13 protein-coding genes are annotated in these 18053 nt (G+C 52.4%); 5 read left to right on the forward strand and 8 right to left on the reverse strand.

Going from position 1 to position 18053, the window contains the following annotated elements:
- Positions 1-199 precede the first annotated feature (199 nt).
- The 3 genes from K3T82_RS22695 (at position 200) to K3T82_RS22705 (ending at position 3865) form a co-directional block, all read left to right on the forward strand.
- Positions 200-1987 carry a peptide ABC transporter substrate-binding protein gene (locus K3T82_RS22695; RefSeq protein WP_220195833.1) on the forward strand — a complete coding sequence of 596 codons (1788 nt, stop codon included), beginning with the start codon at positions 200-202 and terminating at the stop codon, positions 1985-1987.
- Between the two features lie 235 nt (positions 1988-2222).
- Positions 2223-2840, forward strand: a complete 618-nt coding sequence (locus K3T82_RS22700; protein WP_220195834.1) for a TetR/AcrR family transcriptional regulator — start codon at positions 2223-2225, stop codon at positions 2838-2840.
- A gap of 65 nt (positions 2841-2905) precedes the next feature.
- Complete coding sequence (locus K3T82_RS22705) at positions 2906-3865, forward strand: NAD-dependent epimerase/dehydratase family protein (protein ID WP_220195835.1); 960 nt, start codon at positions 2906-2908, stop codon at positions 3863-3865.
- 132 nt (positions 3866-3997) lie between these two features.
- Here K3T82_RS22705 and K3T82_RS22710 read toward each other — a convergent pair whose 3' ends face one another.
- From K3T82_RS22710 to K3T82_RS22740, 7 genes are all read right to left on the reverse strand, one after another.
- Positions 3998-4675: a hypothetical protein gene (locus K3T82_RS22710; RefSeq protein WP_220195836.1), complete on the reverse strand. Its 678-nt coding sequence runs from the start codon at positions 4673-4675 to the stop codon at positions 3998-4000.
- Positions 4676-4788: 113 nt separating this feature from the next.
- A complete protein-coding gene (locus tag K3T82_RS22715) occupies positions 4789-6315 on the reverse strand; it encodes an amidohydrolase family protein (RefSeq protein WP_220195837.1) in 1527 nt (508 codons plus the stop codon).
- A gap of 14 nt (positions 6316-6329) precedes the next feature.
- Positions 6330-7925 (reverse strand): tetratricopeptide repeat protein, encoded by a 1596-nt coding sequence (locus K3T82_RS22720; RefSeq protein ID WP_220195838.1) that lies wholly within the window; start codon positions 7923-7925, stop codon positions 6330-6332.
- Between the two features lie 79 nt (positions 7926-8004).
- Positions 8005-10077, reverse strand: coding sequence for a hypothetical protein (locus tag K3T82_RS22725; RefSeq protein WP_220195839.1), 2073 nt, complete (start codon positions 10075-10077; stop codon positions 8005-8007).
- Positions 10078-10205: 128 nt separating this feature from the next.
- A complete protein-coding gene (locus K3T82_RS22730; RefSeq protein WP_220195840.1) occupies positions 10206-11063 on the reverse strand; it encodes a hypothetical protein in 858 nt (285 codons plus the stop codon).
- 1365 nt (positions 11064-12428) lie between these two features.
- Positions 12429-12923, reverse strand: coding sequence for a hypothetical protein (locus K3T82_RS22735; RefSeq protein WP_220195841.1), 495 nt, complete (start codon positions 12921-12923; stop codon positions 12429-12431).
- 558 nt (positions 12924-13481) lie between these two features.
- Positions 13482-13883, reverse strand: a complete 402-nt coding sequence (locus K3T82_RS22740; protein ID WP_220195842.1) for a DUF3224 domain-containing protein — start codon at positions 13881-13883, stop codon at positions 13482-13484.
- A 377-nt stretch (positions 13884-14260) separates the two neighbouring features.
- On the opposite strand from K3T82_RS22740, the gene K3T82_RS22745 reads away from it, so the two are divergent.
- Both K3T82_RS22745 and K3T82_RS22750 read left to right on the forward strand, forming a co-directional pair.
- Positions 14261-15406: an AI-2E family transporter gene (locus K3T82_RS22745; RefSeq protein ID WP_220195843.1), complete on the forward strand. Its 1146-nt coding sequence runs from the start codon at positions 14261-14263 to the stop codon at positions 15404-15406.
- Between the two features lie 147 nt (positions 15407-15553).
- Complete coding sequence (locus K3T82_RS22750) at positions 15554-16327, forward strand: YjbE family putative metal transport protein (RefSeq protein ID WP_220195844.1); 774 nt, start codon at positions 15554-15556, stop codon at positions 16325-16327.
- A gap of 65 nt (positions 16328-16392) precedes the next feature.
- Here the strand turns inward: K3T82_RS22750 and K3T82_RS22755 are convergent, their stop codons facing one another.
- Positions 16393-18018 (reverse strand): thiamine pyrophosphate-binding protein, encoded by a 1626-nt coding sequence (locus K3T82_RS22755; protein ID WP_220195845.1) that lies wholly within the window; start codon positions 18016-18018, stop codon positions 16393-16395.
- Between the last annotated feature and the right edge of the window lie 35 nt (positions 18019-18053).

Consider the following 18053-nt stretch of genomic DNA (forward strand, 5'->3'; position numbering starts at 1 on the left):
TATTAGCCCTCATTCGAGGTCCAGGCACATTATATTTGGTACGAGCAAAAGCTTAGCGCCAAATATAATGTGCTTGCATCTTGCCTATGGATGTGCTTCTTTTATACCTGGCTGTATGGTTATGCTGACTCTCATAGAGAGTGGTATGTTAGTTGTGTTACGCAGCGGGTAAAAATGGTTTATGGAGTTTGGACGGTATATGGCGATAAAGTTCTTGTGCAGGGGAATCGCAGCTAGGCGAGCGCGTTCGTCGCGTTTGTGTATCTTTGCTTTTCTTATATTCATGCTTATGGGGTGCGCGCAGCAGGGAAGTCTACTGAGTGGACCCAATGCACCGCTGGGAGTGGATCAGCAGACGGGTATCATTCCGGCGGTTGGCGAGAATAGCCAGACAGACTTTAGCAGCCTGGACCCGGCGCAGGCGGGTGATCGAGCATCACTACTGGTAACGAATATGACATCAACAGGGTTGGTGAGCCTGGATAATAAATTACAGGTTCGCCCGCAACTCGCAACTAGCTATACGGCGACAGATGGTGGGCTGACCTGGACTTTTACGCTGAAGCCTGGATTGATGTTTAATGATGGTTCTCACCTTACCGCTCAGGACGTGATTTACAGCCTGAATCGGGCGCTCCAGCCTCTTACCGCCTCACCTACAGCTTCGACCTTCCTGGGGGCTATCAAGGATGCGGATAAACTACGTAGTGGGCAGGTGCAGACATTGATCGGTGACAGCTTACTCGCGCCAGATGAGCGAACTGTGATTATCAAGCTGGCTCAACCAGATCTCTCATTCTTATCGGCACTGAGCAATAGTTGTGCCTTTGTGGTGAAGAAGCAGCTTGTAGAGCGGTACGGCTCCGACTGGACCAGTCATATGAGCGAGGGGGGAAGTTCTGGCCCCTGGTTTATTGAGCATTCAATCAAGCAGGCGACACGCTATATTGTGTTAAAGCCCAATTCTCATTACTATGGTGCTAAACCACGCCTGAATAAGGCTATTGTGACCTTTTATATCAATGCCCAGACGGTATACCGTGCCTATGAAGCCAATCAGGTTGATATCGCGCCTGTGCCCGCTAGCTTGATGGCACGTGCGCGGGGATTGGGTGGTAGTCAGTTGCGCCAAACTCCGGGCTTGCTGACATATTATTATGCGCTGAACTACCTTGTGAAGCCGTTAGATAACATCAAAGTGCGCCAGGCATTGGCTCTGGCTATTAACAAAGACGTGCTAGCGCGCACGATTTATGATGGAACCATGCGTCCGACCAATAATATTATTCCCTCGGGCATTCCTGGCTATGCGCCTACACTGACAGGGCCAGATGGTGTGACCACTACTATGGGGAATGAGCAGAGGTCTCGCCAGTTGCTTGATGAGGGTTTGCAGGAGGAGGGGTTGACGCGTGATGTGTTCAGGAATATAAACTTTGAGGTCTACAGTGGTATCCCCTCGGATGCGAATATCAAGGATGAGTACAACGCTATCCGTACGATGTGGAAGGACGTACTGAATATTGACGTGAGGATTAATGATGTCAATGGCGCGAAGTATTATGGAGATATTCAGAATACGCTGAACAATCCACAAGGACTAGGGATCTGGCGTCTTAGCTGGAACGTTGACTATCCTGACCCTCACGCGACGCTTGCGCCTCAGTTTGGGCGTGGTACGCCAAATAACGCCCAGAATTATGGTCAGAATAGCGCTAGTGACTCCTCTCAACAACAGGAGACCCAGGCGATGATGGCTCAGGCTGATAGTATTGCTGATCAGCAGCAGCGTTATAGCCGGTATGCCGAAATTGAGCAGCGCCTTATTAATGATGTGGCATGGATACCACTATTTCAGAACGTGAAGTCCTTTGTAGTCAAACCATGTCTGCAAGGTTGGAATATCAGTGCTCTCGATCAGCTTCCCCCGGATGATTGGTCTGGTGTATACCTGAGCAAAAATGGGGCTTGCGCGCACAATGTGTAGGGAGCGTAAGGACGTGTTTGCTCAAGTGTGATTGGATATGCAGGCATTTGTGACTGGGGAGCTAGTAGTTGTTTCTCAAACAAAGAGACGACTACTAGCTCCCCCGTTTTAAGCTGCTACCAATCATGAATGGTAGCCTACACTTTCTCAAGTGAGGTACGAGATCTTGATTTTTGTTATTTCTGATGCTACAATTGTTTCTAACAAAGTTAGATTTTCTTACAGGAGTAAAAAATTGAATTTGAAGAAGCGGCGTGATTTGGAGAAGCAGGCTATGAGGCGGGGGATTTTGGACGCGGCGCGGCGTTTGGCTCGGCGGGAGGATTGGTCAGCGGTCACGATTCGCAAGATAGCTGAGCAGATACAATATAGTTCGCCTATGGTGTATGAGTATTTCTCCAGTAAGGATGATCTTCTGCTTGCGCTGCTACGAGAGGGTTTTAGCGAGCTAGCTGCGACGATGCGGCATGCCAGTCAGGCGGCGGTGGAGCCCGAGGAGCATCTTTTGCGGATTGGCGACGCTTATTGCCAGTTTGCACGTGCGTACCCTGAACTTTATCAGGTGATGCATGGATTGGGAGGGGTGCCTCTGGATTCGCAGGCACGTATGCAGGCAGCATATGAAGTATGTCAGATTACATTAGAGGCTCTAGAGGTGTGGGCAAAAGCGAAGGAAGTCACGTTGAAGAATCCAGAGGAGGCGGTAGAACTACTCTGGGCCTGTTTGCATGGGCTTGTTAGCTTATATGTTATGGGCCGCTCACAGGAGGAGAGCCTCCGTGTAGAGTTGATGGCTCGGCAAGTTGGGCACAGTCTATTGAATACATGGAGCTTTTCCGGTGGACCAGGCTAGTAGCTTGTTTTTTTAATCTAACAAAGTTAGAAAATTTATCAACGTTAAGAAAAAGGAGCTTGAAAATGAGCACGGAGAATCAATTGCATGTAATCTTTGGGACAGGACCGGTTGGAGTATCGCTGGCAGAAGAATTGATCGCTCGGGGTAAGCATGTGCGTCTGGTTAATCGGAGTGGAAAAGGGAATGTACCAGAGGGCGCGGAACTGGTGGCTGGAGATGCCTCAAAGTTGGCCACTGCTCAGGAGGTCAGTCAGGGGGCAGAGGTCATTTATAACGCGACCCATGCACCCTATGAAACTTGGCCTGAGATCCTACCTCGCTTGCAGGAGAACATGATTGAAAGCGCCGCAGCTTTCGGGGCAAAATTAGTTGTGATTGATACACTCTATCTGTATGGGGAAACCCATGGGCGTCCTATGACTGAGAATACGCCTCACGTTGCTACCTCACGTAAAGGAAGATTACGAGCACAATTAGCCTGGGGCTATCTACAGGCACATCGCGTTGGTAAGATACGGGTTGCTCTAGGACGGGCTGCTGACTTCTTCGGGCCGAGTGTACTCAATTCAACCCTGGGCCAGTTTGTTTTTCCTGGCGCGCTTAAGGGTGAGCCTGTTCTGGCGCTTGGAGATATCGATTTGCCCCACAGCTATAGCTATATGCCGGATATCGCGCGTGGTCTGGCTACGTTAGGTGAGAATGATGAGGCGTTGGGTAAGGAGTGGCTCTTGCCAGTTGTTCCTGCTGTCTCAACGCGCGAAGTACTCAAGCTGATTTCGGAGGAGCTTGGATATCCTCTTGGGATCTTCACAGTAGATTCCATCGAGAAGGCACGCGAACAGAGGATTTTCGATGAAACTTTTGTCTCAGAGTATGAGGAGCTCTTCTACCAATACAAAGAGCCGCAAATCGTCGATTCCCATGCTATAGAGGAGGCTTTTGGTTTGCGTGCGACACCACTTAAGGAAGCTCTGAGTACGACTATTCGCTGGTATAAGAAGCAGGCAGGTGAAGATAGGTAAACCGACATATCAAGTTAAATGTAGATTGTCATAAGGAGGCAGGCGACGCTCAGAACTTTCTAATGGAAAAGGGACAGATATAAGTGCTAAATCTTTCGGCATTTATATCTGTCCCTTTTTAAAATTAGAGGACTAGTTGAGGAGATTGCGGATGGTGAGGCCAGAGCGTTCAACGACAGGGCTGAGAGTGCGTAGAAGGATTGGGCCAATGATAAGGGTGACAACGATGTTGGAGATTGACCATACCAACCAGCCAGGGAGGAGCGTGTCGGCGGGGGCAGTGCCCGAGGCGACAAGGATGAAGTTACCATAGAGGCCACCGATGATATTACCTGGTAGCACGGCGCAGCAGACGAAGAAGATAAAGCCGCGCAGCGTCAGGATATCTTTACCAATGGAGCTAACGCCGAAGCGAGACGCGAACAAGCGATACAGCAGCATGGGTAGCCCCAACTGGATCAGGTCAACGGTACCAAACCAGAGCGCGACGGGCAGGGGAAGTGGCTGGGGGGCGAGTAGACCCGCACCCAGGAAGTTGCCAAGATAGGCGATGACAAAGGCCCAGCCGCCAAACCAGAGCGCGAAAGGAATGCCAAAGCCTATGGCGACGAAGAGTGCTGAAACCAGGGGGATACCGGATGGTATCGGGATTGAAAGCCATGAGAGCACCGTATACACGGCGGCTGCGACGGCGACGGCGACCAGTTGCCCCAATGCCGGAAGACCAGTGTAGCGAAGGCTGTAGCTTACGCGTGCAGGCTGTTCTTCCGCTACAAAGTCTGCGGGGGCGTCGAGGCGTTCTTTAGGCATTGAGTTTTCCATGAAAATAGGCGTCCTTTCCGTAAATGATGGAACACAATAATGTGTGAAGATACAGATACTACTATCTATATTAACTCATAAAGGGTGAGTAATTTACTCATTTACATGAGATGGGCAATAGCTGGTTTGCCGCGACGCAGAGTAAGACGGCGTAAAGTATCGATTTGTGCCATGACAGCCTGAGTGTTGGCGACAGGCTCTGGGAGCGCGGGTGTGTCGGGCAGATCGTGGCGGCAGCGTTCGCGAATCTCATGCGCCAGTTCGGTTTCGTCCAGGCGTGTTAGATGTCCTTGTTCGACAACAACCTCACCATGCACGATGACAGTTTCTACAGCAGGTCCGGGCTCGCAATAGACGAGGTGGAGATAGGGGTCGCGTAAGGGCAGGAAGGCCGTACTGCTCAGGTCCAACATTACAAGATCCGCCAGTTGCCCTGACGCAATTGTGCCTAACTCTGTGGATTGACCAAGCGCGGAGGCTCCACCAGTGGTAGCTGCCGAGAAAATCGCAGCCGCGCTCGGCCATTGCTTATAGTCTAACCTGGGATAATTGTGGAGCAGTCCTGCCAGTTTGAGCACACTGAACATGTTCTGGTTGTCATTGCTAGCGGAGCCGTCGCAGCCAAGAGATACGCTTACACCCAGGTCGAGTGCGCGCTTGAGTGGGAAGCGACCGCTGCCTAAGCGCAGATTGCTTACCGGGTTATGTACCAGGGTCGCGCCTGAGAGAGCGATGCGTTCCAGGTCACCAGGAGCCAGCCAGATAGCGTGCGCTAGCGAGGTTCCAGGACGTAGGACGTTCTGATCCGCCAGATAGGCGATGCCATCTTTTCCAAGATAGTCACGGATGATCTGAGCTTGCAGGGCTGTCTCTACGGCATGGATATGTAGCCCTGTTTCGTAGTGATCAGCTAAATCATTGCAGTGAGCTAGAAGCGTTTGGCTACACCAGTGGATACCGCTGGGTCCGACCAGGCAGCGCAGGCGACCAGACGCGGTATTATGCCAGCGCGCGATAAACTGCTCAAGTGTGTCTAGCTGCTCTTCAATAGGGGGCCAGAGGTCAAAGCGATCAGTAAAGGGATGCTCGGGAAAATCGAAACCTTGCTGTAGGCCACTGGTAAGTAGGAGATCCTGGTCCTCAATTGATGGCGCGACCGCTGCGCGTATGCCCACGTCTTCATATGCCTGCATGACCGCGTTAAGAAAGGGTTCTGAGACGCCCGAGGGTGTCCAGAGGTGGTCAAGCACTGTCGTAGTGCCACTTTTAAGCATCTCCAGCGCGCCAAGGGCGGCACTCAGGTAGGCCATACGTGGCGTCCACTCAAAGGTGTTACCGAAGAGGGGAACTAGCCAGAGTTCAAGTGGTAGAGATGGAGATGTTGCTTTGAGTACATTCTCCAGCGAGTGAGTGTGGGCATTAATCATCCCCGGTATGACCAGGCGATCTTGACCTGCGAGCACTCGGTCGATCTGTAAGGGATTATAGCAGAGGGTGCCAGCGGGTCCGACCTCCTGAATATGGTTCCCAATAATTAAGATATCCTGATCATAAAGCAGGTGGTTGGGCTCTGTGGGCGCGAGCAGGGCACAGCCCTGAATGAGTGTATAAGTTGCTGGATTATGCATTACGTGCCTCGTTTCTAAGAGTCGAGTTGGTCGGCGCGCTCGTAGCATTCGATAGCTTCCTGGCGTCGACCGAGGGAATCGAGAACGGTGCCACGATTCAGCCATGTGGCTGAGTCGTTGGGATTGAGTGAAAGTGCTTGCTCGTAAGATGAGAGCGCTTCCTTGTATTGTTCGAGTGCGAAGTGGGCATCGCCGAGGGCTTGCCAGAGTGTTGAGCGGTAGTTGTCGAGAGCAAGGGCCTGGCGATAGGCGCGCACGGCTCCGGCAAAGTCATGTTCTGTAAAGAGTTTGCCGCCGCGCTTCTCCCATTCATCGGCAGGCGAGACAGGTTGTGAGGCGGCGAGGCTGTAGTTGAGCATCTTGTTGTATTGCGAGCGTGCATCGCTGGAGGTTGTGACCGGCACACTGTGATAACCTGCTGTAGTGTTTCTAACCTGGGATGGTGAGCTAGAACTGTGATAACCCGCTGTGGTGTTTCTGGCTTGAAAGGGTGAGCTGTAGCCTCCATAGCTGCCAGAGCTAGCGAGCGATGGATAAGCAGGATTGCTCCCTGTTGATGGTGTAAGGGATGCGTAGACAGCGGAACTGATGTTGTTTGGGCTACTTATGCGACCTGCTGGACGAGAACCTGAATCCTGTAATTGGTTCAGCAATTCGTGAATGAAGCTCTCAATGCTGGCGAAGCGCTGTTCGGGCCTAGTTTGAGATGCGTGGCGTAGAATTGGCAGTGTTCGTTCGTATTCATTCGGCTGAAGCAGGCGTGTGAAGAGCAATTGACAGATCTGGGCCAACATATATTGATCGTTGGCTGGCGAGAGTGCTTGCCAGAACTGGCGCCAGTCACCCATTCGTGTTCCGTGCTGTACGATGCCTTCCAGTTCGGGCGCGAGATATGGCGCGAATGGGGGATGAAGACGGGCCAGGCCGAAATCCCCAACCCAGAGGCGGTCTCGCCCATCGAGCAAAATATTTCCCGGTGTCAGCGCACCATGAACCAGATTACGGGCGTGGGCTGCGTTTAGGGCCGACCCCATCTGTTGAATGAGTTTTCCGATGTGGGCGCGAAGCGAGAGACCGCGCTCCTGTATTGCCTGCTGAGCCTCAGGCTTTTCATAGTAGGCGATGAACTGGGAGAGATTTGCATTGGTGTACTGACAGAGAGTCAGTAAGTACGGTTCAGCACTGCTATATGCGTTAATTAGTTCATGTAAGGGGCGCTGCTGTGCTGGTTGATGGCTTGGTTGCCAGTGGGTGCAGCTAGAGATAGGTAAGATCGAGCTATGGTTGAGCAGGGAGGCCGTGCGTACCTCTTGGCGAGCCTGCTCCCATAGCATGATGCTCATTGGGTCCGGGGCGAAGAGCTTGAGCACGACCTGTTGTTTCGAGCGTATGTGTAGTGCGAGGTAGGCATGACCGCTACGCCCACTCCCCAGGCAACGTAATACCTGATAGATACCCAATTGCGCGCCCGAAGCTAGATAGCCACAAAGGGGGCAAACTTCCTCCTCTGCTTTTAGCGGATGGTGCTCACTGCCCAGGCAGAAGAGGGTCGCGCCGTCGCGCACGCCTGAGGTGCGAATGCCGCTTGTCTGGTTCCATTGTGATTCCATCTCGATCTAACCTTTCTCCGGACGCTGTCAACAGAATGGGGGATGTGGCGCTAGCTCAAGCTTAGCGCCATTTAAGAGCTTAGTGTTCTTCCTGCGTGTTCCGGATACGTTGATATGGGTTGTGGAGTCGTTGCGATACGTTGTTAGGTTGCTCCCCTTTATTTTGTGGCACTGGCGACGCGATCTGATGCGATTGGGGGAGGGTAATTTGTACAGGTGTAAGTATATGGTTGGCGGCTCCCTTGCCAAGCAGGTTTTGCATTTGTTGCTCCATTAGCTCGAGTTCGCGAATCACGCGGTCGAGAAGCATACGTTCGAAGTTAACCTGGGATGTATCCTTGAATAATGGTGAACGACGCACCTCGTAGATGGACTCGCGGAAGCGGCGGATCAGATTGTTCAGCGTTGTAATGCTGGTGCCCTGGCGGCGCTGCTGGCTATCCTGAGCGCGTTGCAGGTGGCTCAGGCCAAGGAATAGCGCGCGCAATTCGGGATGGTTTACTGGTGGCTGATTGTTTGCGAGCACAGGCTGGCCTTGACCCAAGCGCTCTATCGCTAGTTGGAGTGCGCGGCAGTCCTGTACAAGCCGGTCGTAGCGCGAGCCACGCTCGGATAGTGAACTCAGGCGGTCAAGCATCAGGTTGAGGCTGATGGCGATGGGTAGCAAGGGACCGGGTACGGTGGGCGCGCGGGCAGCGATATCGCCTCTGGCGACGCGTGCATGCACCTCGCGCAAGAGAGCGATGCCTTCTTCGAGGACGCGCTTCTCCTGGGCTGAACGAGTTGCCTCGTCGGCCTCTCGTTTGGTAACTTGGAGCTCACGGCGTGAGATAACGAGTTCGCCGCGCATCTGCATTGTCAGGCGGTTGTTCTCGATCAGGGTTAATGCCTGACGAACGATGATAATCAGAACGAGACCCAGCGCGGCCATATCGGCCTGTACCAGTAACAGACCACCGCGAGGCGCGACGACTGTCAAGAGTAGGGCACTGGTGAGCAGGATCAAGATGAAAGGCGCGATAGCCTGGGCAATAGCGGTCGTTTGTGAGTTCTGATTTCGTGATATAAGTGAGGTCACGTTGGGGCGTGCATTCAGCGAACTGGCCTGCTGTACTTGACCGCGTGCGATACTGAGCGGATACTCAATCGCAGCCAGTCCTATCAAAGCCATACTCAAAGGCCAGAGTACATCCTGTAGTGTTCCTGTATTGAAGCTGAATGAGAGTGAGTAGTAAGCGAGTAGACTATCGGTTACAGCCAGGCAAAAGAGACCCAGGCACAGGCGCATAAAGACTGACTGTTGATCTCGGTTCGAGAGTGGGCTGAACATCAGTAGCGCGCCAACGGCAACCAGGAAGAGGTCGCCAGTGGGGAAGTAGACCGAAAGGAAGGCCGCGCCCTGGCTGGGCTGCTGTGAGAGACCCTCGATAAGAGGATTGAGCAGGAAGAACCAGGAGATTGCTAGCGCGGCTCCGATAACCGCCAGGGCATCAAGGAGCAGTCGTACACGTCCTACCGCTGCTCGATTGCGGCGTGTAAGCAGGAGAGTGCCTAGCAGAAAGAAGGGGTAAGACCCTACAAAACCAATGTCATAGATGCCGGGAAAAGGGACCTCCGCAGAGTTCATGCGTACATCATAGCTGGTCCAGGCGACTTGCCCGCTGGCATAGAAGGTGATAGCGATGGAGAGGAAGGTCCAGGCAAGGAAAGCACGTCGTGCGCTCTGATACGCGGCTCGAGCCTGAGCCGCCTCGTTAGGGCTATGCTTCCAGGCTTCCTTCTGGGCCAGCTCATATTTGAGTTGAAGAGTCACTTTACGCAGGCGCAAGGCGATGCGTACACAGAAGAAGAGGCCAATAAACTCACCCACAAATTGCAAGATGTCTGAGATACTCTTCAGAGGGAAGCTCTTACCTGGTACATTCCCCAGCAGCACCATCACGATCAGGAAGAGCGCGAAGGCCATGGTAAAGCAAAGGACAATCCAGAATCCATAGCGTTCGCCCCAGGTATCCCGTGCCAGAGCCTCGCCGTGGAAGGTGAAAGTCTCCTGAGAAGTGCCACTAATCTTATGCTCGGTATTTCCCAGGCCAATATTCGATGGTGGGTTCAGCCCTCCAAGCGAGCGGGCAGCGTTCTGATATGACGACATAGTTTACACACTCCACTTCTCGCGAGCGATGCCGTGCTGGACATCCCCGCATCTTAGCTAAAGGGCTTCGTCGTGTATATGTATTCGCATCCCCTTTCGCTGCGATTACATAGGCGTCGCCGATCTCGTCAACGGAATTGTTTGATGGGTTTCTTGGGCCCGTTGGAACTGTTTTTCATGGGCGAGAGGCGCTGGCCCCGAATGGCGTTCAGGCGTGATTGTGTATTGGTATTAGATCTAGCCTCACTGGTAGTCACATCTGATGTAAGGCTGTGCGCCACAGGGAGGTTCTGGGTTTTTATCTGGTCTGAGCCGCGTGGAGGTAGCCAGAATATCTGATTGTATGGATCTTGTAAGATTCCCTGGTGAATATAGATTTTGTTTTTGCGTTTGTGGGCTGGCTTCTCGGGTCCCGAGGCCAGAAAGTAGAAGATGCCCAGCTTTGGGCTGATGGTGCGGTCAAGCCCAAGGGGATAACCTGCGTTTCCCAGGATCAGGCCACAGAAGACCAGGGCATAGGTGAGAGATGCACCCAGGCTCACGGTATCATAGGGAAGGACCAAACCTTCTGCCGTGGACCAGAGAAAGAGTGAAAGGAACAGACCAACCACACAGGCAAGATTGGTAAAGGCACCCAGAAGTAAGCCAAGGCCGATGCTTGTCTCTAGCAGAGCGATCAACCAGGAGAAGAGAGACGGGTTGAGGTTGAGCAGATCTAGCCAGAGGCGCGTCCAGTTAGCCATGAGAAATGGTTGTTCGGGTAGCATCTCTACCGCATGTCCAGTAATACCAGTCAGAAAGCCAGGTTGCCAAGCGAACCAGGCATTGATGAGCCAGAGCAGGCCAAAGATAGAGCGAATGGCGTTGATCCCTCTTACGCGCCAGAGCTTCAGTGGTGAGAGGTAATATGGAAGAGGAGTTGGCTCTATATGCTCTTGACGTGAGCTCTGTATGAACTCAAACATCCTGCTAGGCGCTTTCTTCATCTAGTTGCTCTTCCTGAATAGATAATTGCTGTGTAGGGGAGATGTGTATATGTAGGCGAGTTGGACATACAGCGCGTTGAAAGCCTGCTGCGGACGAAAGTTCCGTGCTTACATATGGAAGGCGGTGCCCGGCAGGCATATGTAGGCGCGTTCCCAGTTAGGAGCGACGGCTACATATGCCTGCCTTCGCTGTACGTGCTTACATATGCACGTTTGTGTTTGTGCTTATTATCGTGTGGCGAGGAGGGTTCAGATCTGGTTAAACGTGGCGCTCTCTCTCCACCCATAGAGAGAGCGCCTACCGCTTTGTGCGGTAACGCAGCCCGAGTCGCAGATCAGGCAAGCGAAGCGTACAACCAGCTCAGGAACGCTCGCCTCGAAAGGGAGGCTCCCCCGGCACGATATCCCTACAATGACGCAGTACGAGACCAATATCCGTGTGAGCACTTGCCGCGCGAACAATGATGAACAAGCACTCTATTGCACTGCACTGGATGAAGTATACGTATCCTGGCTTCTTACTATCTCCTAGCTGTCTTCTCATCCTTGGAAAAGTCTGTAGATGCGCTGTAAGACAGGCAAGACCGTCGTACGCGTGGGGTGTAGGAGGATGGGGTAGGTGAAAGTGTGGCTCCTGTATGTGTGAAGGGAGCATGGAAGGGGGAGTGGAACTTCTCGTGATGCAAGCTTCTGTTTTGGGTCGGGGGATGAGGCGGCAGTGGCGCGTACGCGCCACTGCCGCCTCATCCCTTCAACATTGTGAGCTGCGGTAGGCGACAGGAAGTCTTAGAAAAGATCTTTTACATAAGCTTTGTATTGTCTTATACTAGTCTTCTGTAGACATATGAACCACATTTTTTATAAAATTTTTATACCTTTTTTATGGTATTGTTGGCTAAAATGTGTTACCTTGAAGAAGGACGATGTTTCATTTGTTCCAGGGTTTGTACTTGTTGCGTCACCGCAATAGCGAGCGAACTGGGTGGGTTGCGGTGGCGCGGCAGGACAGCCATCGAAGCGAATGAAGATGCCATCATAGCGCGACCAGGATTGTTGAATTTGGGACGCGCTTTTCGTATAGAATGAGGTGGTGGATTGTTGGGGGCATAGCTATATATCAGGCAGGTAAGTGTTAGGCTTTCCGCAAGAAACGGCTACCTGCCAGTCTTAAGAGCTGGCAGGCTATTACCGCGCTGTTTAATATACTCCTGTCTTATACAAACCTGAAGAGTTGCCTGCTAAGCCTTCCCAAGATGGGTGCTATGTGACTGGAGTTAACATGCTCAGGTTTGTGATTGTTTTGTGTCTATAAGCGTGAGCCAGATGTATGTTACCTGTATTCACAATGTCTTCTGTCGGTACGCTTTATTGAGCCTGTCTCCGTTTAGCGGCGAACATCAAGATGTAGCCAGTTTCCAGAATTGATGAAATCTCAATGCCGAAGGGTCGGGTCTTGATACGTGTGCGTGAGAGCACATTCCGAACCGGGCGCATCTCCTGATCCCATACGCCAGCCTCCTGGGCTTCTTGCAAACGTAATCGGCAGCGCTCTATAGTCGTCTCAGTTACCCTGCCACTGGTAAAGCTAGCCAGTAGCACCTCATAAGGGCAGTAGTAGGGATACGATTCCAGCAGAGGGAGTAAAACACAGATCTCGCTGGTGGTGAACTGTTGCTCCATCAACATATAGGGCAGATCGTGCTTACTGGTGAGGTGAGAGAGGGTGCCGAGGGTTGTATTGAGCGCGAGCGTGTGGCCGGGCGCGAGAAGTCCCTGTAATGAGAAGTGCATTACCTCCTCATCGATATCCTGCACATAACTTAACGGTGTTTTTACCTTGCGCAGGGATACTTTTTGCATACTGGTGCTCCTTGTCTGGGTGGTGACTGCTTACAAGATGTAAAGCGGCTAAGGATACATCTTCTGCTTCCGTTGGATGCTATGCATGTGCCTGAGCGATGTGAATTGCCGTTCAGGCAATACTAGCACATGCTTTTCGCACCTTGCCGACATCGTGTGGATAGCGGCATCGATGTGTGAAAAACGCTTCTCTCGATAGACGCCTCCCATTTGATTGCGGACATTATAAGACATTGTCGTAAATTACACATTACCTAATTCAACGCTATAAATCAAGGCTTTTTCGTGTAAAAGCAAGTATGATTAGGTAATGATAAATCTGTTATAACTGCTTATTTCCATGTTGAGAGGTTGTAAATACTTTGTTTGGGCTTTCATCGCGGCATTCAGAAGGCTTGAGTCCTGTATATGTTGGTGCAGAGTTTCAGTCTGCGCGATGCTCATAGTTTAATCAATCTCCTCTTCGCTCTTAGGATTTGGCAAAAAAAGATGAGCAAACATGACGGATATTATAAGACACCCACCATGTTCGCTTCTACTCCGTTTTGTTTGCCTAAGCTACTGCTCAATCTCGTAGTCCAGGGTGAAGGTTGCGGCTTGCTCATCGTGCTGCCATGAACAATGACCGCGTATTCCTTGCAGCTCGTCCGTGCCAGAACCGGGCACCACATATCCAAATGAATCGGTTATTGTGGTGCCCGCTATCGCTCCTCCATGCTGAATAACGAAACTACCCGAACGTTCTCCGATGCGTCCTGTAATCTTCTCTGTCGCTACATACCCGTTCCCATCGTTCTCACCCTGGCACAGAAGTAGGACGGCGCTACCCTCAGCCTCAATCTCTCCCTCAAAGACCTTTTTCACATCGGCTCGCGCCAGTTTGGCTCCCGCTTCAGGTTCGTCATAAAAGCTCTGTTCCCAGGATACAATCTTGAAATGAGATTTTGTTTGGATATTCATAGCACTGACACTCCTCTTTCTGGATGGTAGCTTACGTATTGTTGTCTTATACATGACATCTCTATTCTATTTCCTATTCCGGTCGATTTCGGTCCTTAACTCTTCGCTTTATGCGTTTTTGGTGGGCGATTTGATAATCCTGATGAGGTTGCGTTTAGGTGGGTATGAATGATTATTAGTAAGAGAGCTGAGGCAAATCCCTTCTGGCCGCAGAGGAGGGATAGTAGATACCTCGGACGATGCTTTTGGAGATATGGGCGGAGAACACATGTGGAAACCTCGCTAGAGGCGCTGGTTTCCTTTGTTGCGTTCTTCAACGCTCTTCATGATGGTGGTGGTATGTGTCGATTATATAGCAATAGGAGGGTTGCCGCGTTATGGAAGTTCAGCAGGTAAAGACAAACAGCCCTGATAGGGTTGAAACGACTCCTTTTACACTCTGGACGAGACGCTTAGTTATTTCACTAACAATCCTGGTGTGGGTAGTACTGGCGATTATTGCAGGACGCTTGCTCGCCTACTTCGCGACAGCGCTGATCTTGCTGGCGATAGCGGGTCTGGTTTCGTACGCGATTTATCCCGCCGTCAAACTCTTTCAACGGGCACTGCCGCGCCCAATCGCGGTTGTCTCGGTGTACTTGCTGGCGATGGTTACGTTGGGTGTTTTCTTCTTCTTCTTGGGGCGCGCGGCTGTCAGCCAGCTTACCTCTCTGATCCATTATCTTCAGGGGGTGCTCAATGATGGCTCGTTGCAGTATTACCAGGATGTGTTGAACCAGTTTGGGATCAGCCAGGAGCAGATACAAGACGCTACAAAGGGACTTGTATCGCAGCTACAGGGTTTGACAAGCAGGGTTGTTCCTCTGTTGAGCAGCCTGTTTAACGTGGTTATTAATACGCTGGTTGTGGCGACGCTGAGCATTTATATCTTGCTCGATGGTCCGCGCGCGGTAAAGTGGTTGCGCGAAAAGACTCCCGCCGGTCAGCGTGGTAATATCAACTTTCTGCTCGATACCTTGAAGCGTGTGGGCGGAGGATATATTCGTGGTCAACTGCTTCTATCCACCATTTTGAGCACTATTACGGGTATCTTTATGGCCATTATAGGGGTGCCCTATGCTGTTTTTCTGGGTGTCACGGCGTTTATCCTCTCGTTCATTCCAGTGGTTGGCGCGTTCATCACAGGTGCACTTTGCATCATTCTGGCTTTGACACAGGGTTGGATTACAGCGCTACTGGCTCTGGGCTTCCTGCTCTTCTTGCAGGTGTTGGAGAGCCAGATTCTAGGGCCGCGTATTGTGGGCCCGGCGGTTGGACTACACCCTATTGTTTCCTTACTGGCGTTGATCGCGGGTGGTGAGCTGTTTGGGGCTACAGGGGCACTCTTTGCCTCGGTTACGGCGGGTATCATTCAAGCTCTCCTTATCGCTGCCTGGACTACCTGGCGCGAGCGGCATCCTGAAGAGTTCCCCACGGAGCCTCCGGAGCGTGAAAGGGAGGTACAAGCCTCAATTGAGGCTTGACAGTGGTTAGGGTCGTGTTAGTAAGTACAGGGTAAGAAATAGTCATATCACATAATCAACAACAAATTCTTCTTACGCAAAACCTGGTATCACTAGTATGGCTAGCGCTAATCCCCATGCGGGGTACGGCGCGCTCAGGTTTGCGAGATGAATATGCTGAAAGGTATAGAAGAAGTGGGCGCATTACTGGCTGGTTTTAGTCTTATCGGACTCCTAAAAATTGTGCTTTCGGATCTGGCACTTAGCGGCGATAACGCGCTGGTCATTGGCGCATCTGCGGCGGGGCTGGATAAGAAACAGCGCTGGTGGGCTATCCTGTTGGGTGGTGGTGGCGCGATTGTCCTACGTATCCTGTTTACCGTGATCGCTTCGTTTCTGCTAGGGTTGCCTCTGCTCCAGGCTATAGGTGGGGCTGTTCTGCTCTATATCGCCATAAAATTACTGATGGAGAAAGGCGATAAGACAAAATTGCCTGAGGAGCAGCAGGAAGAGCTTGTCAAAGAGCAGAAAAAAGCGGGTAAGAAGCGTAACACCTTCGCCAATGCTCTTCTGACTATTCTGATCGCGGACGCAACGATGAGCCTGGATAATGTGCTGGCGGTGGCAGGCATCGCCGAGGGACATATTCCCACGTTGGTTATTGGTCTATTAATTAGTATTGCCTTGCTGCTGCTAGGTAGCGCTCTGATCTCAGCCCTCATGTCTCGCTTCCCTCTATTATTGGATCTTGCGAGCCTTGTATTAGCCTGGACTGCGGGCGGCATGCTCGTCGAAGATCGCCAACTCGGACCCATCTTGACACATGTTCCCTACGCTGATTTCGCATTTCCTATAGCAGCAATCATTGTTGTCCTCATCGCTGATATCTTCCTCTGGCGACGCAATGCGAATGCTCGCCTAGCCGAACAGACTACGAAGTAGCGTAAAGGGAAATAGAAGGGCTGGGAGGTCGCCGCGCGGCGACCTCCCAGCCCTTCTATTTTTTCTTACCACTCCTTAGGTGGAAGGGGAACTTCGATAAGAGTGGGGCGACGAGAGGCGAGAGCCTCTTGAATGGCGTCGCGGAGAGCATCGGGGCCTTCGGCGCGCATACCCTGGATGTGGAAGGCGCGAGCCAGAGCTACATAGTCGGGCTCAGTGACATCGGTGGCAATATAGCGGCTTCCGTAGATCGCGTGTTGTTCCGTCTTGACAGCGGTAAAGGTGGAGTCATTGAATAGCATGATGACTACAGGGAGCTGCTCTTGAGCGGCAGTGGCGAGCTCGCTGGAGTTGAGAAGAAAACCACCATCGCCGACAAGGGTGACTACCGCGCGGTCTGGCGCTGCGATCTGCGCGCCGAGAGCCAGCGGGAGACCACAGCCAATAGTGCAGAGTTCGCAGGGATGGATGAAGGTTCCTGGCTCCTGAATAGGGAGATAGACGGTGCTGGCATAGCCGAGCATCGTCATATCGGCGACGATAATGCCGTCCGATGGCACTCCCGCGCGCACACCATCGAGGAGCGCGACACCCTCGCCAAAGCGCTCACGCGTCTCCTGGCGGATCGCGGATCGTACCTGTGCCAATTCTGTCTCTAGCTCAGGACGTGTCGGGGCAAAATCCTCCAATTGCGCAAGGAGCGCACGCAGGGCTTCGCGTGCGTCCGCGACGATGCCCTGCGTGGCGGGATAGATATGGCCGATTACCGAGGCGTCGATGTCAATATGAATGAGGCGTGTGGGTAAGGGATATTGCCCATAGGCTACGCGTTCGGCTCCGAGCTTGCTGCCTACGACGAGAACCAGATCGGAACTTTGGAGCAAAGGATGAAGCTCAGTATTGGTATAGGTTGTCGTGGGTATGGCGAGCGGGTGGTCGCTGGGTATGATATCATGGCTCTTGCTGCCAACAATCACGGGTGCTTGAAGACGCTCTGCCAGTGCTATAAGCTCTTGGTTGGCCCCAGACATGGTAACACCAGCGCCAGCGAGAATGACGGGCTTGCTCGCCTCTCGTAGCAAGCGGGCAGATTCAGTGAGGATTTCGCTCGAGGGGCGTGGGCGTTCGAAGATCAGCTCTTCAGGGGAGGGCAGCGTGACTGTAGCACTGGCGCGCAGTAAGTCGAGAGGCACCTGTAGATAGGCTCCCCTGGATCGTCCAGCCAGCATACCTCGCATGGCATCCTGAACGGCTGCAGGTATCTCTTCGACGCTTTCAACGGCGCGTGCCCATCCCGCTAGCGATTCCATGACCCCTAGCTGATTTTTAACTTCATGCAATTCGCCCCGACCACGTGAAGCAGTAGCGCGTGGTCCGCTACTGCTGATGACGAAGAGCGGAATGGAGTCGGCGAAGGCGCTGGCGACGGGGGTAGCTACATTGGTCAAACCGGGTCCGGTAATGGTGCTGACGACACCGGGTCGACCAGTCACGCGGGCGTATCCTTCTGCCATGAAGCCTGCGCCCTGTTCATGGCGGGCGAGGATGTGGCGCATATTGGGCGTGCGCTGAATTTCATCATAGAGGGGAAGGGTATGAATGCCGGGAATGCCAAAGATCGTATCGACCTGGTATGCCTGTAAGGTTGCGATAATCGCCTGCGCACCGGTCAGGTGCTGCCTGTTGTTCACGCTAGGGGGTCCTCCTTGGTTTCGCGCATAAGACA

This window comes from Ktedonospora formicarum (assembly GCF_016587355.1).
Classification (GTDB): Bacteria; Chloroflexota; Ktedonobacteria; order Ktedonobacterales; family Ktedonobacteraceae; genus Ktedonobacter; species Ktedonobacter formicarum.